The sequence below is a fragment of the Streptomyces sp. NPDC090106 genome (assembly GCF_044747265.1).
Taxonomy (GTDB): Bacteria; Actinomycetota; Actinomycetes; order Streptomycetales; family Streptomycetaceae; genus Streptomyces.
Genome location: NZ_JBIVDS010000004.1, coordinates 135258 through 158613, shown reverse-complemented (window position 1 = coordinate 158613; position 23356 = coordinate 135258). Strand labels below are relative to the sequence as shown.

Sequence of the window (23356 nt, the reverse complement as noted above, 5' to 3'; positions counted from 1 at the left end):
CCGGGGCCGTCCCTCCCAACTGCTGAACAGCCGAAAGGAACCCCCATCATCACCCGGCAGACTTCGCCTCCGCTGGCGGAACTCTCCATGCTGGCCTCCCTCGGCACCATGCCCGAGCTGGGCCGCCAACTCTCCGGCCTGGGCGGCTGCACCCATCCCGTCCGCCTCGACGGCCACCGCACCGAGTACGCGGTCGACAGGACGACCGGCGAGATCGGCAACGTCCTGCACCACCTCGACTCCTCCACGCTCCCCGCCGGTCAGCTCCTGGTCCGCTGCAACAACCGCCGCGCGACTCGTTGCCCCGCCTGCGCCGAGACCTACCGCCGTGACACCTACCACCTGATCACCGCCGGACTGCGCGGCGGCAAAGGCGCCTCGGAGGAGGTAGCCACTCACCCGCGCGTCTTCGCGACTCTCACCGCCCCGAGCTTCGGCCCGGTCCACAACCGCCCCAACGGCGTCGGCCGTAAATGCCGTTGCGGCACCGGCCACGACGAACACGATCCCGCCCTGGGCACTCCCCTCGACCCCGACACCTACGACTACGAATCCGCGGTCCTCTGGAACGCACACGCCGGTTCCCTGTGGCGGCGCTTCTCGATCTACCTCCGCCGAGAGGTGGCCAAGCGCGCCGGCCTCACCCAACGGGCCTTCCGCGACCACGCCCGTATCTCCTTCGCGAAGGTGGCCGAGTACCAGAAACGTGGCGCGGTCCACTTCCACGCAGTCATCCGCCTCGACGGCCCGGAAGGAGGAGAGACGACACCCCCGGCATGGGCCTCAACCACGCTCCTCGCCGACGCCATCCAGGCCGCTGCCACCGCCGCCCGCGTAACCGGCCCCGACGTCGACAGCCGGTCCCACCGCTTCACCTTCGGCCGTCAGCTCGACGTACGCCCGATCCGCTCCGCCGACTTCGACGGCGGCCAGGAGCTCACCGAGCGCGCCGTAGCCGCGTACATCGCCAAGTACGCGACCAAGGGGGCGGAGACGGCAACCGGCACCCTCGACCGCCCGATCCGCTTCCTCGCCGAACTCGCCCAAGCCCGGATCACCGACCACGCCCGGCGCCTGATCCGAGTGGCCTGGACCCTCGGTGCACGCGCCGACCTGGCAGACCTCCGCCTACGCGCCTGGGCGCACATGCTCGGCTTCCGCGGCCACTTCTCCACCAAGTCCCGCCGCTACTCGACCACGCTCGGCGCCCTCCGTGACGCCCGTGCCGAGTGGCGTCGTGCCCAAGCACCACGGCCCACCCCGCAGGACGGCGAAACCACGCTCGTCCTCGCCCACTGGGTGTTCGCCGGAACGGGCCTCAGCGCTGCCGAGACCTGGCTAGCGGCCTCTCTCGAACCCGCCCCCGGAACGGAAGGAGAACCGACCACATGACTGAGGCATCGCCCGAACTGCTCACCGTTCCCGAGGTCATGACGCGGCTCAGACTCGGCCGCACCAAGGTGTACGACCTCATCCGCACCCGGCGCCTGGTCTCCATCAAGGTCGACGGCTGTCGCCGCATCCCGGACACCGCCGTACGCGCCTTCATCCGGGGCCAGTTGGGAGAAGCGGCCTGATGACGAAGCGCCGTAGCCGCGGTGACGGCGGCCTGCACTGGGACGAGAAGCGACAGCGTTGGATCGCCACGGCCAATCTCGGCTTCGCCCCGAGCGGCAAGCGGATCGTGAAGCGGGGGAGTGGCAAGACCAAGACAGAGGCGAAGAACAAGCTGAAGGAGGTGTTGCGGGACCACGAAGACGGTCTTGCCATCGCACCCACCAACTACACCGTGAAGGACGCGGTGACGGACTGGCTCACCTACGGCCTGGCCGGCCTCGACCCCAACACCGTCGAGACCACGACTCTCCTCAGCCGGAAGCACGTCATCCCGTCCCTCGGCGCTCGCAAGCTTCGTGACCTCAGCGCGGAGGACGTGGACCGTTGGCTGGCCACCAAGGCGAAGACGCTCAGCACACGCACACTCCAGGGCCTTCACTCCTGCCTGAACCGCGCGGTCAAGCGGGCCATGGCGCGGGACAAGGTCAAGCGCAACGTCGTCGAGTTGTGCTCGGTGCCTCAGGGGCAGGCCGGGCGCCCGTCCAAGGCGCTCACGTTCGCTCAGGCTGAGGCTGTCCTCAAGGGGGCCGAAGGGACCTCGATGTACTCGTACATCGTCGTCGCGCTGTTGACCGGGGCCCGTACCGAGGAACTGCGTGCCCTCACGTGGGATCACGTCTTCCTGAAAGGGCGCCCCGACTTCGATCCGCCGCAGCCTCCGCACATCGCCGTGTGGCGCTCGGTCCGGCGGAGCGGGGACACCAAGACACGGAAGTCCCGGCGCACGCTCGCTCTGCCGGCGCGCTGCGTCGAAGCTCTCTGGCAGCAGTTCGAGGATCAGGGCTGGGATCGGCTCGCCGCCGATGACTCCTGGGAGGAACACGGCCTCGTCTTCTCCTCGGCCGTCGGCAAGCCTCTCGACGCGGCCAACGTCCGCCGCGCCTTCCGCCTGGCGCTCAAGGACATCGACGGGGTCGACGCGGCGGAGTGGACGCCCCGGGAGCTCCGGCACAGCTTCGTGTCTCTGCTCTCCGATCGGGGCGTCCCGCTGGAGGAGATCTCCCGGCTTGTCGGGCACTCCGGTACGGCGGTCACCGAGGAGGTCTACCGGAAGCAGATCAGGCCCGTGATCCAGACCGGCGCCGTGGTCATGGACGGCATCTTCAAGCGGGACCCAAAGGGATAGTCACGCAGATATACACGCACGCATAAACAGGTGAGGCGCCTACCGAATCCGGTAGGCGCCTCACCTGCTGTTTTGGCTGTCGGGGTGGCGGGATTTGAACCCACGACCTCTTCGTCCCGAACGAAGCGCGCTGCCAAGCTGCGCTACACCCCGATGTCGCTGCTGGTGGAGCTTGTCGCGGCGACGTCGTTTACTTTAGCCCACCGGTGGCCGAGGACGAAATCCGGTTTTGGCGCGGTGGTGGGTGCGGTGGCGGAGGGGGTTGGGGCGGATGTGGTCGAGGGCCACGAGGAGCACCGCGAGGGCGTAGAAGGAGAGGCCCAGCAGGAGGGCGTTGCCCAGGACGGTCTTGTAGCCGTGGAGGCCCACGTCCAGGAACGGGTAGAGGTAGCGGGCCGGTGTCCCCGGGAGGAGCAGCTCGCCCCGGGTGAGGGAGAAGGCCAGGTAGACCGAGGGGTAGATGAGCCAGGTCGCCGCCCGGCGCAGGCTCAGCCGGCCCGGGGCGGTCAGCAGGAGCCAGTCCAGGACCGCGGCGGCCGGGACCACCGTGTACAGGGCCGCGTTCGTGATCCGGGCCCACCCCGATGCCGCCGCACCGCCCGGCGCCTGCGCGAACATCGAGAACGGCGTCGTCATGTCCGCCAGCAGCAGGTGGTACACCAGCCCCGCGATCACCGCGTACAGCAGCGTCGCCCCCGTGAGGGTGGCCGAGAGCGGGCGGCGGGCCGTCCAGGCGCGTCGCGCCGAGGCCGTGAAGACCAGGGCCAGCAGCACGCCGCTCTGGATCGTGAAGTAGCTCAGGACGCGGCTGGGGCTGTCGAGGAGCAGGGCGAGCGTGACGGCCGTGGCCGCCACCAGCGCGACGAGGAGGCGGTACGCGGCCGTCAGGGGGCGGCGTACGGGGGCCACCACCGCCGTCGCGGGGACGGCGGAGCGCAGCAGTGAGGGCACGCCCGGGACCGCGGGAAGGTCCGGGATGTCCCTGGGTATCGGGGCGGTCATGCCCTCACGCTAGGCAGGCGCCGCAAAAGGGGCGATACGGGCGAGCCGTGTGGGTTACCCCCGCGGCGTCAGAGTCATCAGTGTCACTTCCGGCGGGCACGCGAACCTCACCGGCGTATAGCGGTTCGCGCCGCAGCCCGCCGAGACGTGGAGGTACGACGTACGGCCCTCCGCCGTGTGCGTGGACAGGCCCTTCACGCGGTCCGTGTCCAGGTCGCAGTTGGTGACCAGGGCGCCGTAGAACGGGATGCAGAGCTGGCCGCCGTGGGTGTGGCCGGCCAGGATCAGGCCGTAGCCGTCGGCGGCGAACGAGTCCAGGACCCGCAGGTACGGCGCGTGCACGACCGCCATCGAGAAGTCCGCCGAGTCGGACGGACCGCCGGCGACCTCCGCGTACCGGTCCCGCTTGATGTGCGGGTCGTCCAGGCCCGTCAGCTCCACCGACGCGCCCTCGATCTTGAGGGTGCCGCGGGTGTTGGTGAGGTTGAGCCAGCCGGCCGTGTCGAAGCCGTCCCGCAGGTCCTCCCACGGGTTGTGGACGACGTTCACGGCGGGCGGGTTGCCGTTCAGGCCGTGGCGGCCCTGGACCTTCTCCATGAGGTAGCGGGCGGGGTTGCGCAGCGCCGGGCCGTAGTAGTCGTTCGAGCCGAAGACGTACGCGCCCGGGAACTCCATCAGGGGGCCCAGCGCGTCCAGGACCTCCGGCACGCCCTCCGGATCGGAGAGGTTGTCGCCCGTGTTGATCACGAAGTCGGGGCGCAGGCCCGCCAGCGAGCGCAGCCAGCGCTGCTTCTTGCGCTGGCCGCCCACCATGTGGATGTCCGAGACCTGGAGTACGCGCAACGGGCGCATCCCGGCGGGCAGGACGGGGACCGTCACCCGTCGCAGGCGGAAGGAGCGGGCCTCGAAGCCCGCCGCGTACACCACTCCGGCGGCACCAGCCGCCGCGATCGACAGAGGTACTCCGTATCGCGCGCGCATACGCCCATCGTGTCAGACCCAAGCCCCTTCAAAAACAAGCTCCTTACAACCTCCCTACACCGGCACCCGGGACCGGCACGCGTCACAAGCGCCGGCACCGCCGCCGCCCACTACCGTCCACCGCCGCCCACCGCCGTCCCGCGCGCCGAAATCAATGGACGCCGCCTCCACCGCACCTGAGACAATCGGTCCCATGACCACCACGCTCAAGTCGAAGCTCCAGGAAGACCTCAACTCCGCGATCAAGGCGCGCGACGAGCTCCGCTCCTCGACGCTGCGGCTGACGCTCGCCGCGATCACCAAGGAGGAGGTCGCGGGCAAGGAGAAGCGCGAGCTCTCCGACGACGAGGTCCTCAAGGTGATCACCAAGGAGGCGAAGAAGCGCCGCGAGGCCGCCGACGCCTTCGCCCAGGGCGGCCGTGCCGAGAGCGCCGAGCGGGAGAAGGCCGAGGGCGTGATCCTCGCCGCCTACCTGCCCCAGCAGCTCGGTGACGAGGAGCTGGAGCGGATCGTGGCGCAGGCCGTCGAGGAGGCGAAGGCCGCCGGTGCCGAGGGGCCGCGCGCGATGGGTCAGGTCATGAAGATCGTGAACCCGAAGGTGCAGGGCCAGGCCGAGGGCGGCCGGGTGGCTGCCGTGGTGAAGAAGCTGCTCGCGGGCTGAACTCGCCCTACGGTGAGCCCGCTTCATCACTGACCGGCCAGAACGGAGGAGGGGCCCGCGCAATCCGCGGGCCCCTCCTGTCGTCGGTCGATCGCGTCCGTAGCCGCGTCCGTCAGCCGCGTCCGCCGCCCCCGTTCCCGTTGTTGCCCTGGAACAGGTTCTCCGGGATGGAGAACGTCGGCGTAGGGAAGGTGGCGCCGTCGTCGTCGCCGTTGTCCCCGTCGTCACCGCCGTTCCCGTTTCCGTTCCCATTGCCGTTCCCGTTTCCGTTGCCGTCACCTTCGTCCTCGTCCCGGTCGCCGCCGGGGATCGTGACGATGTTGAACTGGGGAGCGTCCTTGCCGGCGAGGGCGCCGGTCATGGCGTCCTTCCAGATCGGCCCGGGGACCTTGCCGCCGTAGACGAGGTCGTTGTAGACGCCGCCGATGGTGATGTTGCGCATCTCGACGTCCTGCTTGGCGCTGCCGACCCACACGGCACCCGACATGTTCGGGGTGTAGCCGACGAACCAGGCGTTCCTGCGGGAGTCCGTCGTACCCGTCTTACCGGCGTTGTCGCGGTCGCTGAGGCCGGCCGCCTGGCCGGTGCCGGAGTCGACCACGCCCTGGAGCAGGGTGTTCACGGTGTCCGCGGTCTTCTCGGACATGGCGCGCGAGCAGGTCGACTTCGGGACCTCCAGCGACTTCGACTCCTCGCCGACGCGCTGGGTGGTCGACTCGATGGCGACCGGCGTGCAGTACATGCCCCGGGAGGCGAAGGCGGCGTACGCGGTCGCCATCGTCAGCGGGGTGAGGCCCTTGGAACCGAGGGCGATGGCGGGGACCTCGGGCAGCTTGTCGCCGTTGCCCTGCACGACCTGGAGCTTGTTGGTCATGCTGACGACCGGGCACAGCCCGATGTCGGAGATCATCTGCACGAAGTACGTGTTGACAGAGAGCTCCATCGCCTTGCGCAGCCGGTAGGGGCCGCGCTCCGACTCGGACTCGTTCTCCACGGTCGCGCCGTCCTGGTTGACCCAGGGCTTGCTGTCACAGGTCTGGACGGGGCTCGGGTAGTCCATCTCGTACGGCGACGAGTACTCCTGGTTCGCCGGACGGCCCTCCTCCAGGGCCGCGGCGGCGACGAACGGCTTGAACGTCGAGCCCGTCGGGAAGCCGAAGTTGGAGCCGCCCATGCCGCTGCCGACCGAGTAGTTGATCACGGTCTCGTTCTGCTTGGCGTTCGTGCCGTACGGCTTCGACTGGCCCATCGCGACGATCTTGCCGGTGCCCGGCTCGACCAGGGTGGCCGCGGCGGCGACCTTGTCCGACTTGTAGACGTGGTCCTTGAGCGAGGCCTGGACCGAGTCCTGCGCCTGCGGGTCGAGGGTGGTCTTGATGGTCAGACCGCCCTGGTTCCACAGCTTGGCGCGGGCCTCCTTCGTCTTCCCGAAGACCGGGTCGGTGAGGAAGATGTTGCGCACGTAGTCGCAGAAGAACCCGGCGCTCTTCACGGCCGTGATGCAGCCGTTCTTGGGCTGGCTGACCTTCAGGCCGAGCGGCTTCTCCTGGGCCTCGGCGGCCTGCTCGCGGGTGATGTCACCGACCTCGGCCATGCGCTGGAGCACGGTGTTGCGCCGCTTGGTCGCCTCGGCCTCGTCGTTGACGGGGTCGTAGCGCGAGGGGGACTGCACGATGCCGGCGAGGAGCGCCGACTGCTGGAGGTTGAGCTTCTCGGCGGAGGTGGAGAAGTAGCGCTGGGCGGCGGCCTCGATGCCGTACGCCTGCTGCCCGAAGAACGTGATGTTGAGGTAGTTCTCCAGGATCTTCTTCTTGCCGAGCTCCTCCTCGACCTGGATCGCGTACTTCAGTTCGCGGATCTTGCGGCCGAGGGTCTGCTGGGTGGCCTGGGCGACCTTCGTCGGGTCGTCGCCGGCCTCCTCCACGAAGACGTTCTTCACGTACTGCTGGGTGAGCGTGGAGGCACCCTCGGCGACCCCGCTGCTCTGCACGTTCTTGTTGAGGGCGCGCAGGATTCCCTTGAGGTCCACGGCGCCGTGCTCGTAGAAGCGCGAGTCCTCGATCGCGACGATCGCCTTCTGCATGTACGGCGAGATCTCCGAGAGGCCGACGACCGTGCGGTCACGTGAGTAGACCGTCGCGATCTGGCCGCCCTGGGAGTCCAGGATCGTGGTGCGCTGACTGAGCGGGGGCGTCTTCAGGTTGGCGGGGAGCTCGTCGAAACTCTCGACCGAGCCCTTCGCCGCAAGCCCGAGCGCGCCGAAGGCGGGCAGGGCGAGCCCCGCCAGCACGGCTCCCGCGAGCACACTGACACCGAGGAACTTGGCGGCCTGCTGCGTGGGCGACAGACCACCGCCGGGGCGCTTCTTTGGCATGGGGGCAGCCTAATCCGTACTCATGAGCGTTCGACGTGTGGCAGGGGCCGTTTCGAGCGCATGGCAAAGAGAGCGCCTACCTTCTCATTCGCCGGACACGCGCGCAGGCCTTGGCCTAAGCTGCTCTCAACTGTCACAGCAGTGCGGCCACGTATCAATACGTCCGGCGACCCCGAATCGTTCCGGAGGTTCCCCAACTTTCTGTTGGCTGCGTGTCCGAATCCGCCTTCTGTGTCATCCGGTGTCCGTTGTGGCCCAGGAGAACTGTCCCGCTTTGCCGGGATGATCACGCATGTCGCAGGCTCACTCCCCCGGGTGATCTGCCGCTTACGCATAGTCCGTTCGGGCCATTCAAGATTGGGCCCGAAGGGGGTGTTGCGCTGTGCCCACCTTCCGTAACGTCCTCAACTGGCGGCGGTGAATATGCCGCTGCCGCCGTGGGGGAGCCTCGATTCGGGAGAGGACGGCGCCGGTATGGGCTGGGTTACCGACTGGAGTGCGCAGGCCGCCTGCCGCACTACCGATCCGGATGAACTGTTCGTGCAGGGAGCAGCGCAGAACCGGGCCAAGGCGGTGTGCACCGGATGCCCGGTGCGGACCGAGTGCCTGGCCGACGCGCTGGACAACCGCGTCGAGTTCGGCGTGTGGGGAGGCATGACGGAGCGGGAGCGCCGCGCACTGCTGCGCAGGCGACCGACCGTCACTTCCTGGCGCCGGCTGCTGGAGACGGCGCGTACGGAATACGAGCGAGGGGCCGGCATCCTGCCCCTCGACGACGACGAGGTGTACGAGAACTACGCGGCGGTGGGCTGAGCCTCACCGCTCGGCGCCTCACCGCTCGGTCTCGCAGCTCCGGTCACTCGGGCAGCTCCGGCCGACCGGCCGCGAGCCGTTCCCCGATGTCCCGCAGCCCCGCCAGGTCATGGACGTCACCGGGCAACGCGGCCACCTCGGCCACGGCCACCTCGGGGTGGCGCGCGGTGAAGCGGTCGCGTGTGCGCTGCTCGCGGGAGAGCAGCTGCATGCGCTCGGCGTGCAGCCGCAACAGACCTGCGGTGAGCTGTTCGACGGTCGGGTCCGTGGCGGCGGCGGAACCGGGCGCGGGGGAAGACGCCGGGTCGGTCTCTGCGCTGCCGTCAGGTTTCGGTGAACTGCCGTCTGTGTCGGGAGAGTTACGAACTCCAGCTTTCCCGCCCTCCTGATCGACAATGCGGGCTTCCTCAAGATTTTCCGCACTTTCCGCGGCGGCGAGTTCGAGGTCCTCCGCGGCGGCCAGCGCCCGCTCGGCCGACAGCCGGGCGGCGCCACTGCCGTGGACCCGGTTCAGCACCAGCCCGGCGAGCGGCATGTCCTCGGCGGCCAGCCGCTCCACGAAGTACGCGGCCTCCCGCAGCGCGTCCCGCTCCGGCGCCGCGACCACCAGGAACGCCGTCCCGGGCGCCTGGAGCAGCTTGTACGTGGCGTCCGCGCGGGTACGGAATCCGCCGAACATCGAGTCCATCGCCGCGACGAACGTCTGTACGTCCTTCAGCAGCTGGCCGCCGAGCAGCTTGCCGAGGGCGCCGGTCATCATCGACATCCCGACGTTCAGGAACTTCATCCCGGCCCGGCCGCCGACCTTCGCCGGAGCCAGCAGCACCCGGATCAGCTTGCCGTCGAGGAACGAGCCGAGCCGCCGGGGCGCGTCCAGGAAGTCGAGCGCGGAGCGGGACGGCGGGGTGTCGACGACGATCAGGTCCCACTGGTCCTTCGCCCGCAGCTGCCCGAGCTTCTCCATCGCCATGTACTCCTGCGTGCCGGCGAAGCCCGCGGAGAGCGACTGGTAGAAGGGGTTGGTGAGGATCGCGGAGGCCCGCGCCGGGTCCGCGTGCGCCTCGACGATCTCGTCGAAGGTGCGCTTCATGTCGAGCATCATCGCGTGCAGTTCGCCGTCGCCGTCGACGCCCTTGACCCGCCGGGGGGTGTTGTCGAGGGAATCGATGCCCATGGACTGGGCGAGGCGCCGGGCCGGGTCGATGGTGAGCACGACGACCTTCCGGCCGCGCTCGGCGGCCCGCAGGCCCAGCGCCGCCGCCGTCGTGGTCTTGCCGACCCCGCCCGAGCCGCAGCACACCACGATGCGGGTCTGCGGGTCGTCGAGCAGCGGGTCGAGGGCGAGCACGCGCGCGGGGGAGAGGCGGTGGGACCGCTCGGCGTCCGGGCTCATGACATCCCCTGCTTCCGCCCCGGCACCCAGGATGTGTCCGGGCTCATGACATCCCCTGCTTCCGCCCCTGCTCCCGCGGTGTGTCCCGGCTCATGACATCTCCTGCTTCCGCAGTTCCGTGGCCAGTTGGTAGAGACCCGCCAGGTCCATGCCCTCGGCGAGCAGCGGCAGTTCGTGCGTCGGCAGGCCCAGCTCGCCGAGCACCGCCCGCTGTTCGTGCTCCAGCGCGTGCCGCTCGGCGTACTCCTCGGCCTGTGCCAGCAGCGGGTCCACCAGCCGCTCGGCATGCCCGCCGCGCCGCGCCCCGCCGAGCCCCGCGGCCGACAGCGACTGCGCGAGGGAGGAACGAGCGGTGCCGTGCACGAGTTCCAGTTCCGCGGCGTCCAACACCTGCGGCCGGACCATGTTCACGATGATCCGCCCCACCGGCAGCTTCGCCGCCCGCAGCTCGGCGATGCCGTCCGCGGTCTCCTGGACGGGCATCTCCTCCAGGAGCGTGACCAGGTGCACGGCCGTCTCCTTCGACTTCAGCACCCGCATCACGGCCTGCGCCTGATTGTGTATCGGCCCTATCTTCGCGAGGCCCGCGACCTCGTCGTTGACGTTCAGGAAGCGGGTGATGCGGCCGGTCGGCGGGGCGTCCATCACGACGTAGTCGTAGGTGAACCGCCCCGACTTCTCCTTGCGCCGCACCGCCTCGCACGCCTTGCCGGTCAGGAGCACGTCCCTGAGGCCCGGGGCGATGGTGGTCGCGAAGTCGATGGCGCCGAGCTTCTTGAGCGCCCGGCCCGCTCCACCGAGCTTGTAGAACATCTGTAGATAGTCCAGAAGGGCCAGCTCGGGATCGATGGCGAGGGCGTACACCTCACCGCCGCCCGAGGCGACCGCGATCTTTCTCTCCTCGTAGGGCAACGCCTCCGTCTCGAAGAGCTGTGCGATGCCCTGCCGGCCCTCCACCTCGACGAGAAGCGTGCGCTTCCCCTCGGTGGCGAGGGCCAGCGCGAGGGCCGCGGCCACCGTGGTCTTACCGGTTCCGCCCTTGCCGCTGACGACCTGGAGCCTGCTCACGTCTTCGAGCGTAACCACTCCGTGTGCCGGTCAAGCGGCAGGCTGTGGATAACGTGGGCCGAGCCGGTGCGCGGGCAGCGGCTAGAGTCGCCCACATGACCAAGAAGTGGGAATACGCGACCGTTCCGCTGCTCGTCCATGCCACGAAGCAGATCCTGGACACCTGGGGCGAGGACGGCTGGGAGCTCGTCCAGGTCGTTCCCGGCCCGAACAACCCCGAGCAGCTCGTCGCCTACCTCAAGCGGGAGAAGGCGTGAGCGCCGTCGAGGCCCGGCTGGCCGAGCTCGGTCTGACCCTGCCGGAGGTCGTCCCGCCGCTGGCCGCGTACCAGCCCGCCGTGCGGTCCGGGGTGTACGTGTACACGTCCGGTCAGCTCCCCATGGTCGAGGGCAAGCTTCCGGTCACCGGCAAGGTGGGCGCGGAGGTCACCGCGGAAGAGGCCAAGGAACTGGCCCGCACCTGCGCCCTGAACGCCCTCGCGGCGGTCAAGTCCGTCGCCGGTGACCTGGACCGCGTCGCGCGCGTGGTGAAGGTCGTCGGCTTCGTCGCCTCGGCCGCGGACTTCACCGGCCAGCCCGGTGTCGTCAACGGCGCCAGCGAGCTGCTCGGCGAGGTCCTCGGCGACAAGGGCGTGCACGCGCGCAGTGCCGTCGGTGTGGCGGTCCTGCCGCTGGACTCGCCGGTCGAGGTCGAGATCCAGGTGGAGCTGACCTCCGAGTAACCGCCGCCGAGCGGGGCCCCGGCCACCTCTCGAACATTCGCGCGCCACGGGATAGCCTCCGGCCATGGCGAATGGGCAGTGGTTTCCCGAGGACTGGCCGGCCCGCATCCGCGCGCTGGCGGAGGGCACGCTCACGCCGGTCGTCCCCCGGCGCGCGGCCACGGTCATGCTGCTCAAGGACTCCGCCGCCGGTCCGGTCGTCCACATGCTGCGCAGACGCGCCTCCATGGCCTTCGCCGGGGGCGCGTACGCGTATCCGGGCGGCGGCGTCGACCCCCGCGACGACGATCACCGCATCGGCTGGGCTGGCCCCCCGCGCGCGTGGTGGGCCCGGCGGCTCGGGGTCGGGGAGTCCGAGGCGCAGGCGATCGTCTGCGCGGCCGTGCGCGAGACGTACGAGGAGGCGGGCGTCCTGCTCGCCGGTCCCTCCCCGGAGTCGGTGGTCGGCGACACCACGGGCGCGGACTGGGAGGCCGACCGGGAGGCGCTGGTCGCGCGGGAGCTGAGCTTCGCCGAGTTCCTGGACCGGCGCGGCCTGGTCCTGCGCTCCGACCTGCTGGGCGCCTGGACCCGCTGGATCACCCCCGAGTTCGAGTCGCGCCGCTACGACACCTGGTTCTTCGTGGCCGTGCTGCCCGAGGGCCAGCGCACCCGCAACGCCTCCACCGAGGCCGACCGGACGGTGTGGATCCGCCCCGAGGACGCGGCGTCGTCGTACGACAAGGGCGAGCTGCTGATGATGCCGCCGACGATCGCGACACTGCGCCAGGTCATGCCCTACGGCACGGCCGAGGAGGCGCTCACCGCGGCCCCGGAGCGGGATCTGACGCCCGTCCTGGCGAGGGCCCGCATGGAGGGCGACGAGATCGTCCTGACCTGGCCGGGCCACGACGAGTTCACCAAGCACATCCCGACCGGCGGAGCGACGGCATGACGGACGCGGCGGCCCTTCCCGGACGGCCGAGGGGCGGTGTCCTCTCGGGCCCCGCCACCGCGCGGGCCGTCAACGTCCTGGCGCCCAACGCGTCGCCGATGACCCTGGACGGCACCAACACCTGGATCCTGGCCGAGCCGGACTCGGAGCTGGCCGTGGTCGTCGACCCGGGGCCACTGGACGAAGGGCACCTCCGCACGGTCGTCGACACCGTCGAGAAGGCCGGCCGGCGCGTCGCCCTGACCCTGCTGACGCACGGCCATCCCGACCACGCCGAGGGCGCCTCCCGGTTCGCCGAGCTGACCGGCACGCGCGTGCGTGCCCTGGACCCGGCGCTGCGGCTCGGTGACGAAGGGCTGGCCGCCGGGGACGTCGTCACGGCCGGCGGGCTGGAGCTGCGGGTCGTGCCGACCCCCGGCCACACCTCCGACTCCCTGTGCTTCCATCTCCCGGCCGACGGGGCCGTCCTCACCGGCGACACCGTCCTGGGCCGCGGTACGACGGTCGTGGCGCACCCCGACGGCCGCCTCGGCGACTATCTCGACTCGCTGCGCCGGCTGCGCTCCCTCACCGTCGACGACGGCGTCCACACGGTCCTGCCCGGCCACGGGCCCGTCCTGGAGGACGCCCAGGGCGTCGTCGAGTTCTATCTCGCCCACCGGGCCCACCGCCTCGCCCAGGTCGAGACGGCGGTCGAGGACGGCTTCCGCACCGCTCCCGAGATCGTCGCCCACGTGTACGCCGACGTCGACCACTCCCTGTGGCCCGCGGCGGAACTCTCGGTACGGGCCCAGCTGGAGTACCTGCGCGACCACGGACTGATCCAGCGCCCGTCCCTGGACGGCTGACGCGCCCCCACGCGCGCGTGGACGCCGCAAGGGCCCCCTCTTCGAGAAGAGGGGGCCCTTGCGGCGTCGTACGGGTGTCTGAGGCGTCAGCGGGAGCGCTTGGCGAGGCGTTCCACGTCCAGCAGGATCACCGCGCGGGCCTCCAGCCGGAGCCAGCCGCGCTGGGCGAAGTCGGCGAGGGCCTTGTTGACCGTCTCGCGGGAGGCGCCGACGAGCTGGGCCAGCTCCTCCTGGGTGAGGTCGTGGACGACGTGGATGCCCTCCTCGGACTGCACGCCGAAGCGGCGGGACAGGTCCAGCAGGGCGCGCGCGACGCGGCCGGGGACGTCCGAGAAGACCAGGTCGGACATCTGGTCGTTGGTCTTGCGCAGCCGGCGGGCGACCGCGCGCAGCAGCGCGGTGGCGACCTCGGGGCGCACGTTCAGCCAGGGCTGGAGGTCGCCGTGGCCGAGGCCGAGGAGCTTGACCTCGGTGAGCGCGGTGGCGGTCGCGGTGCGCGGGCCCGGGTCGAACAGCGACAGCTCGCCGATCAGCTCGCCGGGACCGACGACGGCGAGCATGTTCTCGCGGCCGTCGGGGGAGGTGCGGTGGAGCTTGACCTTGCCCTCGGTGACCACGTACAGCCGGTCGCCCGGGTCGCCCTCGTGGAACAGGGAGTCGCCACGGGCGAGCGTCACCTCACTCATGGAGGCGCGCAGCTCGGCGGACTGCTCGTCGTCGAGTGCCGCGAAGAGCGGGTTGCGCCGCAGGACGTCGTCCACGAGTTCTCTCCTTGTCGACCTGCTCAGGGGATCTTGCTCCCCCTTGGTACCAGGGGACCGTGTTCCCCATTTTGCCGGACGGTCCAAACAGTGTGATCTGTCACAAGGATGCCGCACAGGTGTCCTGAGGTAAGCGGCAGGGGTCCAATCGGGGGCCGGTTCCCGGGGTCCGAGGCGATTGTCGGTGCCGGGCTCTAGGCTGGCCGAGTGTCCAAAACGCCGGTGAGAGCACAGGCCAAGGGGGCTGGGCAGGTGGCTGTACGTCGGGATTCCGCTGTGGGCGAACAGAGCCCCAGTGGCGGAAAGAAAGCGGCAAAAGCGACAAAGAAGGCTGCGCTGGTGAAGAAGGCCCCCGTCAAGAAGGCCACCTCCGGAAGGGCCGCCGCGAAGAAGGCGACAGTCCCGGTCAAGAAGGCCGCGGCATCCGCCAAGAAGGCCGTGGCATCGGCCGAGAAGGCGACAGGGCCGGTCAGGAAGGCGACCGCCACGGCAAAGAAGGCGACGGCTGCGGCCAAGAAGACTGCCGCCACGGCCAAGAAGACTGCCGCCACGGCGCCCGGGAACGAGTCGCCCACCGCCCTCGTCCGCCGCGCCCGCCGGATCAACCGCGAACTCGCCGAGGTCTATCCCTACGCCCACCCCGAGCTGGACTTCGAGAACTCCTTCCAGCTCGTCGTCGCCACCGTCCTGTCGGCGCAGACCACCGACCTGAGGGTCAATCAGACGACCCCGGCGCTGTTCGCCAAGTACCCCACCCCCGAGGACCTGGCCGTGGCCGACCCCGAGGAGGTCGAGGAGATCCTGCGCCCGACCGGTTTCTTCCGGGCCAAGACCAAGTCGGTCATAGGGCTCTCCAAGGCCCTGGTGGAGCAGTTCGGCGGCGAGGTGCCGGGCCGGCTGGAGGACCTCGTCAAGCTGCCCGGCGTCGGCCGCAAGACCGCCTTCGTCGTCCTCGGCAACGCCTTCGGGCGGCCCGGCATCACCGTGGACACGCACTTCCAGCGGCTCGTGCGGCGCTGGCGGTGGACCGGCGAGAGCGACCCCGACAAGATCGAGGCGGCCGTCGGCGCGCTCTTCCCCAGGAGCGACTGGACGGACCTGTCCCACCACGTCATCTGGCACGGGCGCCGCATCTGCCACGCCCGCAAGCCCGCCTGCGGCGCCTGCCCCATCGCCCCGCTCTGCCCGGCGTACGGCGAGGGCGAGACGGACCCGGAGAAGGCGCGGAAGCTCCTCAAGTACGAGAAGGGCGGCTTCCCCGGCCAGCGGCTCAACCCGCCCCGGTCGTACCTGGACGCGGGCGGCAAGGCGGCCCCGCCCCTGGCGGCCGGATGACGGGCGGCTCGGACGGGATCGGCTCGGACGGGACCGGCTCGAACAGGACCCCGACCTCGCCCCGGGGCCGGACTCGGGGGCGATCTCAGGGTTCCCGGGAGGAACGATCAAGGACCTGCCGGGCGTTGGACGGGGCAGAGCGACGGGGGTGGCGATGAGTCGGACGAGCAACGCGGAGGGCGTGACGCTCAGCAAGGAGGGTCTGCCGCACTGGCTGGACCCGGTGGTGCGCGCGGTGGAGACGGTCGAGCCGCGCCAGCTCAGCCGCTTCCTGCCGCCCAAGGACGGCGCGGGCCGCCAGTCGGCCGTGCTGATCCTGTTCGGCGAGGGCGAGCGGGGCCCCGAACTGCTCCTCATGGAGCGGGCGAGCTCGCTGCGGTCGCACGCCGGGCAGCCCGCCTTCCCCGGCGGCGCCCTCGACCCGGAGGACGGCGACCCGAAGGCCGACGGGCCGCTGCGGGCCGCGCTGCGCGAGGCCGAGGAGGAGACCGGCCTCGACCCGGCCGGGGTGCAGCTCTTCGGCGTGCTGCCCAAGCTGTACATCCCGGTCAGCGGGTTCGTCGTCACCCCCGTGCTGGGCTGGTGGCGTGTGCCGACGCCGGTCGACGCGGTCGACCTCAATGAGACGGCGCGTGTGTTCACCGTCCCCGTGGCGGATCTCACGGATCCGGCCAACCGGGCCACCACCGTCCACCCCAGCGGCCACCGAGGTCCGGCATTCCTGGTCGAATCGGCCCTGGTCTGGGGCTTCACGGCCGGAATCATCGACCGGCTGCTGCATTACTCCGGCTGGGAGCGCCCCTGGGACCGGGACAAGCAGGTCCCGCTCGACTGGCGGTCATGACAGGGTGTCTGCCGTGCTGTGTCATGTGATGAGGCGAGGCTCGAACCGGTGAACGTGCTGGACATCCTGTTGCTGGTCGCCGCCGTGTGGTTCGCGATCGTCGGCTACCGCCAGGGATTCGTCGTAGGCATCCTGTCGGTGATCGGTTTCCTCGGCGGCGGTCTCGTCGCCGTCTATGTGCTCCCCGTCATCTGGGACGCCCTGACCGACAACGCGGAGGTCAGTACGACCGCCGCAGTCGTCGCCGTGGTCGTCGTCATCGTCTGTGCCTCCGTCGGCCAGGCCCTGACCACCCATCTGGGCAACAAGCTGCGCCGCTACATCACCTGGTCCCCGGCCCGCGCGCTGGACGCGGGCGGCGGCGCCGTCGTCAACGTCGTCGCGATGCTCCTGGTGGCCTGGCTCATCGGTTCCGCCCTCGCGCAGACCACCCTGCCGACGCTCGGCAAGGAGGTCAGGGGCTCCAAGGTGCTCCTCGGGGTCTCGTCGGCCCTGCCGGACGCGGCGGACACCTGGTTCAAGGACTTCACCTCGGTCCTCGCGCAGAACGGCTTCCCGCAGGTCTTCAGCCCGTTCTCCAGCGAGCCCATCAAGGAGGTCCAGCCGCCGGACCCCGCCCTCGCGAACAGCGCCGTGGCCACGAACTCCAAGAAGTCCATCGTCAAGGTCATGGGCACCGCGCAGAGCTGCGGCAAGGTCCTCGAAGGCACCGGCTTCGTCTTCGGCGAGCGCCGGGTCATGACCAACGCGCATGTCGTCGGCGGCGTCGACGAACCCACCGTCCAGATAGGCGGCGAGGGCCAGAAGTACGACGCCACGGTCGTCCTGTACGACTGGAAGCGGGACATCGCCGTGCTCGACGTACCCGAACTGAACGCGCCCGCGCTGAAGTTCACCGCGGCCGACGCCGAGAGCGGGGACGGCGCGATCATCGCGGGCTTCCCGGAGAACGGCGCGTACGACGTCCGTGCCGCGCGGGTGCGCGGGCGCATCCCGGCCAACGGCCCGGACATCTACCACCGCGGCACCGTGCACCGCGATGTGTACTCCCTCTACGCGACGGTCCGTCAGGGCAACTCGGGCGGCCCGCTGCTCACGCCCGAGGGCGAGGTGTACGGGGTCGTCTTCGCGAAGTCCCTCGACAACGCCGACACCGGGTACGCGCTGACCGCCGACGAGATCCGGGAGGACATCGCCAAGGGGCGCACCGCGAACGAGCAGGTGGACAGCGACAGCTGCGCGCTCTGAGGTCCGGCGCGGCGGGTGCCGCGGTGTGTCAGCCCCGAGGGTGGCGCAGGCGCACCGAGACCCAGCGGGCCCGGCGGCGCAGGATGCGCGGGATCCCCACCCGGAGATCCGCGCCCGGTTCCTGCGGGGCGCCGCCTCGCTGATGGGGGCTCAGGCCGTGGCCCGAGCGGCGGTTTCGTGCTGCGTCACTGTAGTCGTGCGTCCAGCCCATACCCCGACGTCTGCCCCTGCCCCAAGGTCGATAACCGCCCCCAGGGCCCCCAATTGGCCTATGCGCCAGGCAAGTGGCCGTTCGAAGAACAGGTGTTCCGATCCGGACACCGGACGCGTTCGTACGGTCACCGATCGGGTTCGGAATCCTTCAGCCAACTGATCAGTTCGGTGGAGAAAGCGACCGGATCCTCCTCGTGCGGGAAGTGGCCGAGCCCGTCGAACAGCCGCCAGCGGTAGGGCGCTTCGACGTACTCGCCGGACCCGGCGGCGCTCCGGGTGCGCAGCACCGGGTCGAGCGAGCCGTGCAGGTGGAGGGTCGGTACACGCACCGGGCGCTTCATGCGCCGGTGGAACTGGACGCCGTCCGGGCGGGCCATCGAACGCACCATCCAGCGGTACGGCTCGATCGAGCAGTGCGCCGTCGAGGGGATGCACATGGCCCGGCGGTAGGTGTCCACCGTGTCGTCGTCCGGCAGGACGGGCCCGGACCACTCCCGCAGCAGACGGCCCACCAGCGCGCCGTCGTCTGCGGTCAGTTGCCGCTCCGGGAGCCAGGGCCGCTGGAAGCCCCAGATGTACGACCCGGCGCGGGTCTGCTTGACGTCGGAGAGCATCGCCGAGCGCCAGCGCCGCGGATGCGGCATCGAGGAGACCGCGAGCCGCCGGACGAGCTTGGGGCGCATCGCCGCCGCCGTCCAGGCGAGGAACCCGCCCAGGTCGTGGCCGACCAGCGCGGCGTCCGGCTCGCCCAGGGAGCGGATGACCCCGGTGATGTCGAGGGCCAGGTTGGCGGGGTCGTAGCCGCGCGGGGTGCGGTCGCTGCCGCCGACGCCGCGCAGGTCCATGGCGACGGCCCGGTAGCCCGCGTCGGCGAGCGCGGGCAGCTGGTGCCGCCAGGTCCACCAGAACTGCGGGAAGCCGTGCAGCAGCAGGACGAGCGGACCGTCGCCCATCTCGGCGATGTGGAAGCGCGCGCCGTTGGCGGCGACGTCCCGGTGGGTCAGTCTCCGCTCGCCGAGGACATCGGGCCGTACGAGGGAGGCGGCCGGGGGAGTGGCGGGGTCGCTCATGACGTCGAGCGTGCCACAGCCTCGATGGCCTCGGGCGCGCGGTCCTGCGGCAGCTCGGGGCGCGGGTGCGGCTTGGCCTTCTGCAGGACGCCCGCCGTCTCCTTCACGGAGGCGGCCACCTTCTGCGGGCCGCCGCCCTTCCGGGCCTTCTTCGCGAAGACGACGCCGATCAGCGCGAGAACGATCGCGATCAGCACGTTCGCCGCGAAGGACAGCAGGAAGCAGAGCGCGAGGTTCCAGTCGCTCCAGGTCCGGATGCCGTACGCGAGGGCGAAGTTCAGCATCGGCAGCGAGAACACCAGTACCGCGCCGGCGACCAGGAAGGCGCCGCCGCTGGTCGCGCCGCGCTTCACGTCCTGCTTGAGCTGCGCCTTGGCCAGCGCGATCTCGTCGTGCACCAGCGCGGACATCTCGGTCGTCGCCGAGGCGAACAACTGGCCGATGCTGCGTTCGGCGCCGACCGGGCTGCCGTCGGGTGCGCTCATCGCGGACTCTCCCTCTCATGACCGGGTTCTGTGGACGTGGTCCGGTGGACCGTCGACCGGGTGTGACCGACCGTTCGACCGGGTCTGATCGACCGGTCCTGATCGACCAGGTTTTGTACCGTCCCGTCAGATCATGCCCGACGGTCGTCCTCGTCGCCTGCCCCGCCCGCCACTTCCGCAAGCGCGTGGCGTTCCGCGGCCTGGCGTTCGGCGATCCGGCGGTGCTCGGCGGCCTTGCGTTCGTGGATCGCGGCCATGCGCAGGTGGTACTCCGGTTCGTCCTGCTCGTAGACGTCGGGGATGCCGTCCTGGTCCTCGTCCCGCTCCTCGGCGTCCACCAGGCGCCGGTACTTGGCGTTCCTGATCTTCAGCAGGGTCGTCGCGAGGACCGCCGCGATGAGCGAGCCGAGCAGCACGGACGCCTTGACCTCGTCGGTGAGGGCCTGGTCGCCGTCGAAGGCCAGCTCGCCGATGAGCAGGGACACCGTGAACCCGATGCCGGCCAGGGTGGCGACGGCGAACACGTCCGCCCACGCGAGGTCGTCGCTGAGCGAGGCCCGGGTGAAGCGGGCCGTCAGCCAGGTCCCGCCGAAGATGCCGGCGGCCTTGCCGACGACGAGCCCGAGCACCACGCCGAGCGTCTCCGGCCGGGTGAACACCTGCCCCAGCGCCCCGCCGGACACCGAGACACCGGCGCTGAACAGCGCGAACAGCGGCACGGCCAGGCCCGCGGACAGGGGTCGTACGAGGTGCTCGATGTGCTCGCCGGGCGACACCCGCTCACCCTCGCGGGTGGTGCACCGCAGCATCAGGCCCATCGCGACCCCGGCGATGGTGGCGTGGACGCCGCTGTTGTACATCAGCGCCCACACGACCAGGGCGAGCGGCACGTACACGTACCAGCCGCGGACGCCCTTGCGCAGCAGCACCCAGAAGACGGCCAGTCCGGCGAAGGCGCCGCCGAGGGCGGCGAAGTCGATGTCGGAGGTGAAGAAGACCGCGATGATCAGGATCGCGAAGAGGTCGTCGACGACGGCGAGGGTGAGCAGGAAGGCGCGCAGCGAGGACGGCAGCGAGGTCCCGATGACCGCGAGGACGGCCAGCGCGAAGGCGATGTCGGTGGCCGTGGGGACCGCCCATCCGGCGAGCGAGCCGCCGCCGGTCAGGTTCGTCAGGGTGTAGACGAGGGCCGGTACGGCCATGCCGCACAGGGCCGCGACGACCGGCAGCGCCGCCGCCCTCGGGTCCTTGAGGTCACCGGCGACCAGTTCGCGCTTGAGTTCGATGCCGGCGACGAAGAAGAAGACGGCGAGGAGCCCGTCGGCGGCCCAGTGCGCGACCGAGAGGTCCAGGCCCAGGGCGGCGGGGCCCAGGTGGAAGTGGCTGACGCTCTCGTAGCTGTCCCCGAGGGCGGGGAGGTTCGCCCAGACCAGCGCGGCGACGGCCGCGAGGAGGAGCAGGACACCGCCGACGGTCTCGGTGCGCAGCGCGTCCGCCACGTAGGTCCGCTCGGGCAGGGTGAGCCGTCCGAGGGCCTTGCGGGAGTGGGGGGCGCGGGACGCGGCCATGAGGGGGACCTCCGGTCGGTGGGCAGGACGAGGCAGCTCGCCGACCAGACTTCCCGGCACACCTGTGGGGTCACGCTTGTTTTGTTTAGTTTAGCTAAAAGGGGCGCCCGGCGCGTCTCCGCACCGGGCGCCCCTCTCGAACCAGGGCTCAGTCCTCGCTGGGCGCCGCGGGCAGCTTGGCCTGGATGAGGTCCATGACCGTGGAGTCGGTCAGCGTGGTGACGTCACCGAGCTGACGGTTCTCGGCGACGTCCCGCAGCAGCCGGCGCATGATCTTGCCGGAGCGGGTCTTGGGCAGCTCGGCCACCGGCAGGACGCGCTTGGGCTTGGCGATCGGGCCGAGGGTGGAGCCGACGTGGTTGCGCAACTCGTCGACGAGCCCCTCGTCCTCGGCGTTCGCCGTGCCGCGCAGGATCACGAAGGCGACGATCGCCTGACCGGTCGTCTCGTCGGCGGCGCCGACGACGGCCGCCTCGGCGACGGAGGGGTGCGAGACGAGCGCGGACTCGACCTCGGTGGTGGAGATGTTGTGCCCGGAGACGAGCATGACGTCGTCCACGCGCCCCAGGAGCCAGATGTCGCCGTCGTCGTCCTTCTTCGCGCCGTCACCGGCGAAGTACTTGCCCTCGAAGCGCGACCAGTAGGTGTCGAGGAAGCGCTGGTCGTCGCCCCAGATGGTGCGCAGCATCGACGGCCACGGCTCGGTGAGGACGAGGTAGCCACCGCCGCCGTTGGGGACCTCGTTCGCCTCGTCGTCGACGACGGTGGCGGAGATTCCGGGCAGCGGGGTCTGCGCGGAGCCGGGCTTGGTCTCGGTGACGCCCGGGAGCGGCGAGATCATCATCGCGCCGGTCTCGGTCTGCCACCAGGTGTCCACGATCGGGGTCAGGTCGGCCCCGATGTGCTTGCGGTACCAGATCCAGGCCTCGGGGTTGATCGGCTCGCCCACGGACCCGAGCACCCGCAGGCTGCTGAGGTCGAACTTCGCGGGGATGTCGTCGCCCCACTTCATGAACGTGCGGATCGCGGTCGGGGCGGTGTAGAGGATCGTCACCCCGTACTTCTGCACGATCTCCCAGAAACGCCCCTGGTGCGGGGTGTCCGGCGTGCCCTCGTACATGACCTGGGTGGCGCCGTTGGCGAGCGGCCCGTAGACGATGTACGAGTGCCCGGTGACCCAGCCGACGTCGGCCGTGCACCAGTAGACGTCCGTCTCGGGCTTGAGGTCGAAGACGGCGTGGTGGGTGTACGCGGCCTGGGTGAGGTAGCCGCCGGAGGTGTGCAGGATGCCCTTCGGCTTCCCCGTCGTCCCGGACGTGTAGAGGATGAACAGCGGCTGCTCGGCCTCGAACGCCTGCGGCGTGTGCGCGGCGGACTGCCGGTCGACGATCTCGTGCCACCACACGTCCCGGTCGCCGTCCCAGGCGACCTCCTGGCCGGTGCGGCGCACGACGAGCACGTGCTCGACGGTGCCGGCCTTGGCGACCGCCTCGTCGACGGCGGGCTTGAGCGCGGAGGGCTTGCCGCGGCGGTAGCCGCCGTCGGAGGTGATGACGACCTTGGCGTCGGCGTCCTGGATCCGGGTGGCGAGCGCGTCCGCGCTGAACCCGCCGAAGACGACGGAGTGCGCGGCGCCGATACGGGCGCAGGCCAGCATCGCGATCGCCGTCTCCGGGATCATCGGCATGTAGACCGCGACCCGGTCGCCCTTCTGCACGCCCAGCTCCAGGAGCGCGTTGGCGGCCTTGGACACCTCGTCCTTGAGCTCGGCGTAGGTCAGCGCGCGGCTGTCGCCGGGCTCGCCCTCGAAGTGGATGGCGACCCGGTCCCCGTTGCCCGCCTCGACGTGCCGGTCGACGCAGTTGTACGCGACGTTGAGCTCGCCGTCCTTGAACCACTTGGCGAACGGCGGGTTCGACCAGTCCAGCGTCTCCGTCGGCTCCTTGGCCCAGCTCAGCCGGCGGGCCTGCGCGGCCCAGAACCCGAGCCGGTCGGCCTTGGCCTGCTCGTACGCCTCCGCGGTGACGTTGGCGTTCGCGGCCAGGTCGGCGGGCGGCGCGAACCTGCGTTCTTCCTTGAGCAGGTTGGCCAGGCTCTCGTTGCTCACGGCATCTGCCTTTCCCAGGGTGTCCGTTGTGTCCCAGGCCACAGCTCATCAGACCGACGGCCCTGCTGACAAGGGTCGTCGGAAAATTGGTTTAGACCTGTGGGGTGCATCCGTGCAGGTCTCCCGCTGTGGCCCGCTCCACCCGTACCCACGGACGCCGACCAGGCGGAGTTCAGCCCGTGTGTCG

Annotated in this window: 23 protein-coding genes and 1 tRNA gene; 12 read left to right on the top strand and 12 right to left on the bottom strand. The window is 70.5% G+C overall.

Annotated elements, in window-relative coordinates; translation table 11 throughout:
* Nucleotides 1-87: 87 nt before the first annotated feature.
* The 3 genes from ACIPSE_RS14385 to xerC are packed head-to-tail and all read left to right on the top strand — an operon-like array spanning nt 88 to nt 2743.
* Nucleotides 88-1392 (top strand): replication initiator, encoded by a 1305-nt coding sequence (locus tag ACIPSE_RS14385; protein WP_401662091.1) that lies wholly within the window; start codon nt 88-90, stop codon nt 1390-1392.
* The gene (locus ACIPSE_RS14380; protein ID WP_401662088.1) at nt 1389-1577 is read left to right on the top strand and encodes a helix-turn-helix domain-containing protein; all 189 of its coding nucleotides are present in this window, start codon (nt 1389-1391) and stop codon (nt 1575-1577) included. The genes ACIPSE_RS14385 and ACIPSE_RS14380 overlap by 4 nt, the downstream gene beginning before the upstream one ends.
* Complete coding sequence (xerC, locus tag ACIPSE_RS14375) at nt 1577-2743, top strand: tyrosine recombinase XerC (protein ID WP_401662086.1); 1167 nt, start codon at nt 1577-1579, stop codon at nt 2741-2743. Before ACIPSE_RS14380 ends, xerC begins: the two co-directional genes overlap by 1 nt.
* 79 nt (nt 2744-2822) lie before the next feature.
* On the opposite strand, the gene ACIPSE_RS14370 is transcribed toward xerC, so the two are convergent.
* The 3 genes from ACIPSE_RS14370 to ACIPSE_RS14360 all read right to left on the bottom strand — a co-directional run bounded on the left by ACIPSE_RS14370 (nt 2823) and on the right by ACIPSE_RS14360 (nt 4726).
* Nucleotides 2823-2896: transfer RNA gene (locus ACIPSE_RS14370), tRNA-Pro, on the bottom strand.
* 42 nt (nt 2897-2938) lie between these two features.
* A complete protein-coding gene (locus tag ACIPSE_RS14365) occupies nt 2939-3745 on the bottom strand; it encodes a Pr6Pr family membrane protein (RefSeq protein ID WP_401662083.1) in 807 nt (268 codons plus the stop codon).
* A 54-nt stretch (nt 3746-3799) separates the two neighbouring features.
* The gene (locus ACIPSE_RS14360) at nt 3800-4726 is read right to left on the bottom strand and encodes a metallophosphoesterase (RefSeq protein WP_401662080.1); all 927 of its coding nucleotides are present in this window, start codon (nt 4724-4726) and stop codon (nt 3800-3802) included.
* A gap of 193 nt (nt 4727-4919) precedes the next feature.
* Between ACIPSE_RS14360 and ACIPSE_RS14355 the strand changes: the two genes are divergently transcribed.
* Nucleotides 4920-5387 carry a GatB/YqeY domain-containing protein gene (locus ACIPSE_RS14355; RefSeq protein WP_401662077.1) on the top strand — a complete coding sequence of 156 codons (468 nt, stop codon included), beginning with the start codon at nt 4920-4922 and terminating at the stop codon, nt 5385-5387.
* A gap of 112 nt (nt 5388-5499) precedes the next feature.
* Here the strand turns inward: ACIPSE_RS14355 and ACIPSE_RS14350 are convergent, their stop codons facing one another.
* A complete protein-coding gene (locus ACIPSE_RS14350; RefSeq protein WP_401662075.1) occupies nt 5500-7761 on the bottom strand; it encodes a transglycosylase domain-containing protein in 2262 nt (753 codons plus the stop codon).
* Between the two features lie 474 nt (nt 7762-8235).
* Here ACIPSE_RS14350 and wblA point away from each other — a divergent pair, with 474 nt between their 5' ends.
* Complete coding sequence (gene wblA / locus ACIPSE_RS14345; protein ID WP_362943536.1) at nt 8236-8574, top strand: transcriptional regulator WblA; 339 nt, start codon at nt 8236-8238, stop codon at nt 8572-8574.
* Nucleotides 8575-8617: 43 nt separating this feature from the next.
* Here the strand turns inward: wblA and ACIPSE_RS14340 are convergent, their stop codons facing one another.
* Both ACIPSE_RS14340 and ACIPSE_RS14335 read right to left on the bottom strand, forming a co-directional pair.
* On the bottom strand, nt 8618-9967 hold the full coding sequence (locus ACIPSE_RS14340) for an ArsA family ATPase (protein ID WP_401662072.1): 1350 nt from the start codon (nt 9965-9967) through the stop codon (nt 8618-8620).
* Between the two features lie 90 nt (nt 9968-10057).
* A complete protein-coding gene (locus ACIPSE_RS14335) occupies nt 10058-11035 on the bottom strand; it encodes an ArsA family ATPase (protein WP_401662070.1) in 978 nt (325 codons plus the stop codon).
* Nucleotides 11036-11130: 95 nt separating this feature from the next.
* On the opposite strand from ACIPSE_RS14335, the gene ACIPSE_RS14330 reads away from it, so the two are divergent.
* The 4 genes from ACIPSE_RS14330 to ACIPSE_RS14315 all read left to right on the top strand — a co-directional run bounded on the left by ACIPSE_RS14330 (nt 11131) and on the right by ACIPSE_RS14315 (nt 13538).
* Complete coding sequence (locus ACIPSE_RS14330) at nt 11131-11292, top strand: DUF4177 domain-containing protein (protein ID WP_232031662.1); 162 nt, start codon at nt 11131-11133, stop codon at nt 11290-11292.
* On the top strand, nt 11289-11756 hold the full coding sequence (locus ACIPSE_RS14325) for a RidA family protein (RefSeq protein ID WP_401662067.1): 468 nt from the start codon (nt 11289-11291) through the stop codon (nt 11754-11756). The genes ACIPSE_RS14330 and ACIPSE_RS14325 overlap by 4 nt, the downstream gene beginning before the upstream one ends.
* 64 nt (nt 11757-11820) lie before the next feature.
* Nucleotides 11821-12690: an NUDIX hydrolase gene (locus tag ACIPSE_RS14320; RefSeq protein WP_401662064.1), complete on the top strand. Its 870-nt coding sequence runs from the start codon at nt 11821-11823 to the stop codon at nt 12688-12690.
* Complete coding sequence (locus ACIPSE_RS14315) at nt 12687-13538, top strand: MBL fold metallo-hydrolase (protein WP_401662062.1); 852 nt, start codon at nt 12687-12689, stop codon at nt 13536-13538. Before ACIPSE_RS14320 ends, ACIPSE_RS14315 begins: the two co-directional genes overlap by 4 nt.
* Before the next feature lie 86 nt (nt 13539-13624).
* On the opposite strand, the gene ACIPSE_RS14310 is transcribed toward ACIPSE_RS14315, so the two are convergent.
* Nucleotides 13625-14299, bottom strand: a complete 675-nt coding sequence (locus ACIPSE_RS14310; protein WP_266824125.1) for a Crp/Fnr family transcriptional regulator — start codon at nt 14297-14299, stop codon at nt 13625-13627.
* A 339-nt stretch (nt 14300-14638) separates the two neighbouring features.
* On the opposite strand from ACIPSE_RS14310, the gene nth reads away from it, so the two are divergent.
* The 3 genes from nth to ACIPSE_RS14295 all read left to right on the top strand — a co-directional run bounded on the left by nth (nt 14639) and on the right by ACIPSE_RS14295 (nt 17726).
* Nucleotides 14639-15634, top strand: a complete 996-nt coding sequence (gene nth, locus ACIPSE_RS14305; RefSeq protein WP_401662059.1) for an endonuclease III — start codon at nt 14639-14641, stop codon at nt 15632-15634.
* A 154-nt stretch (nt 15635-15788) separates the two neighbouring features.
* Nucleotides 15789-16478 carry an NUDIX hydrolase gene (locus tag ACIPSE_RS14300; RefSeq protein ID WP_401662057.1) on the top strand — a complete coding sequence of 230 codons (690 nt, stop codon included), beginning with the start codon at nt 15789-15791 and terminating at the stop codon, nt 16476-16478.
* A 48-nt stretch (nt 16479-16526) separates the two neighbouring features.
* A complete protein-coding gene (locus tag ACIPSE_RS14295; RefSeq protein ID WP_401662054.1) occupies nt 16527-17726 on the top strand; it encodes a MarP family serine protease in 1200 nt (399 codons plus the stop codon).
* Between the two features lie 28 nt (nt 17727-17754).
* Here ACIPSE_RS14295 and ACIPSE_RS14290 read toward each other — a convergent pair whose 3' ends face one another.
* The 5 genes from ACIPSE_RS14290 to acs form a co-directional block, all read right to left on the bottom strand.
* Nucleotides 17755-17937: a hypothetical protein gene (locus ACIPSE_RS14290; protein WP_401662051.1), complete on the bottom strand. Its 183-nt coding sequence runs from the start codon at nt 17935-17937 to the stop codon at nt 17755-17757.
* 127 nt (nt 17938-18064) lie between these two features.
* A complete protein-coding gene (locus ACIPSE_RS14285; RefSeq protein ID WP_401662048.1) occupies nt 18065-19009 on the bottom strand; it encodes an alpha/beta fold hydrolase in 945 nt (314 codons plus the stop codon).
* A complete protein-coding gene (locus ACIPSE_RS14280) occupies nt 19006-19494 on the bottom strand; it encodes a phage holin family protein (RefSeq protein WP_401662045.1) in 489 nt (162 codons plus the stop codon). The genes ACIPSE_RS14285 and ACIPSE_RS14280 overlap by 4 nt, the downstream gene beginning before the upstream one ends.
* Before the next feature lie 131 nt (nt 19495-19625).
* Nucleotides 19626-21062, bottom strand: coding sequence for a Na+/H+ antiporter NhaA (gene nhaA / locus ACIPSE_RS14275; protein ID WP_401662042.1), 1437 nt, complete (start codon nt 21060-21062; stop codon nt 19626-19628).
* A 148-nt stretch (nt 21063-21210) separates the two neighbouring features.
* Complete coding sequence (gene acs, locus ACIPSE_RS14270) at nt 21211-23169, bottom strand: acetate--CoA ligase (protein ID WP_401662039.1); 1959 nt, start codon at nt 23167-23169, stop codon at nt 21211-21213.
* Nucleotides 23170-23356 lie beyond the last annotated feature (187 nt).

Excerpts from the sequence above, each read along its gene's own strand:
- ACIPSE_RS14385 (WP_401662091.1), top strand. The coding sequence starts at position 88 with ATGCTGGCCTCCCTCGGCACCATGCCCGAGCTGGGCCGCCAACTCTCC.
- ACIPSE_RS14380 (WP_401662088.1), top strand. The coding sequence starts at position 1,389 with ATGACTGAGGCATCGCCCGAACTGCTCACCGTTCCCGAGGTCATGACG.
- xerC (WP_401662086.1), top strand. The coding sequence starts at position 1,577 with ATGACGAAGCGCCGTAGCCGCGGTGACGGCGGCCTGCACTGGGACGAG.
- ACIPSE_RS14365 (WP_401662083.1), bottom strand. The coding sequence starts at position 3,745 with ATGACCGCCCCGATACCCAGGGACATCCCGGACCTTCCCGCGGTCCCG.
- ACIPSE_RS14360 (WP_401662080.1), bottom strand. The coding sequence starts at position 4,726 with ATGCGCGCGCGATACGGAGTACCTCTGTCGATCGCGGCGGCTGGTGCC.
- ACIPSE_RS14355 (WP_401662077.1), top strand. The coding sequence starts at position 4,920 with ATGACCACCACGCTCAAGTCGAAGCTCCAGGAAGACCTCAACTCCGCG.
- ACIPSE_RS14350 (WP_401662075.1), bottom strand. The coding sequence starts at position 7,761 with ATGCCAAAGAAGCGCCCCGGCGGTGGTCTGTCGCCCACGCAGCAGGCC.
- wblA (WP_362943536.1), top strand. The coding sequence starts at position 8,236 with ATGGGCTGGGTTACCGACTGGAGTGCGCAGGCCGCCTGCCGCACTACC.
- ACIPSE_RS14340 (WP_401662072.1), bottom strand. The coding sequence starts at position 9,967 with ATGAGCCCGGACGCCGAGCGGTCCCACCGCCTCTCCCCCGCGCGCGTG.
- ACIPSE_RS14330 (WP_232031662.1), top strand. The coding sequence starts at position 11,131 with ATGACCAAGAAGTGGGAATACGCGACCGTTCCGCTGCTCGTCCATGCC.
- ACIPSE_RS14320 (WP_401662064.1), top strand. The coding sequence starts at position 11,821 with ATGGCGAATGGGCAGTGGTTTCCCGAGGACTGGCCGGCCCGCATCCGC.
- ACIPSE_RS14315 (WP_401662062.1), top strand. The coding sequence starts at position 12,687 with ATGACGGACGCGGCGGCCCTTCCCGGACGGCCGAGGGGCGGTGTCCTC.
- ACIPSE_RS14300 (WP_401662057.1), top strand. The coding sequence starts at position 15,789 with ATGAGTCGGACGAGCAACGCGGAGGGCGTGACGCTCAGCAAGGAGGGT.
- ACIPSE_RS14290 (WP_401662051.1), bottom strand. The coding sequence starts at position 17,937 with ATGGGCTGGACGCACGACTACAGTGACGCAGCACGAAACCGCCGCTCG.
- ACIPSE_RS14285 (WP_401662048.1), bottom strand. The coding sequence starts at position 19,009 with ATGAGCGACCCCGCCACTCCCCCGGCCGCCTCCCTCGTACGGCCCGAT.
- ACIPSE_RS14280 (WP_401662045.1), bottom strand. The coding sequence starts at position 19,494 with ATGAGCGCACCCGACGGCAGCCCGGTCGGCGCCGAACGCAGCATCGGC.
- nhaA (WP_401662042.1), bottom strand. The coding sequence starts at position 21,062 with ATGGCCGCGTCCCGCGCCCCCCACTCCCGCAAGGCCCTCGGACGGCTC.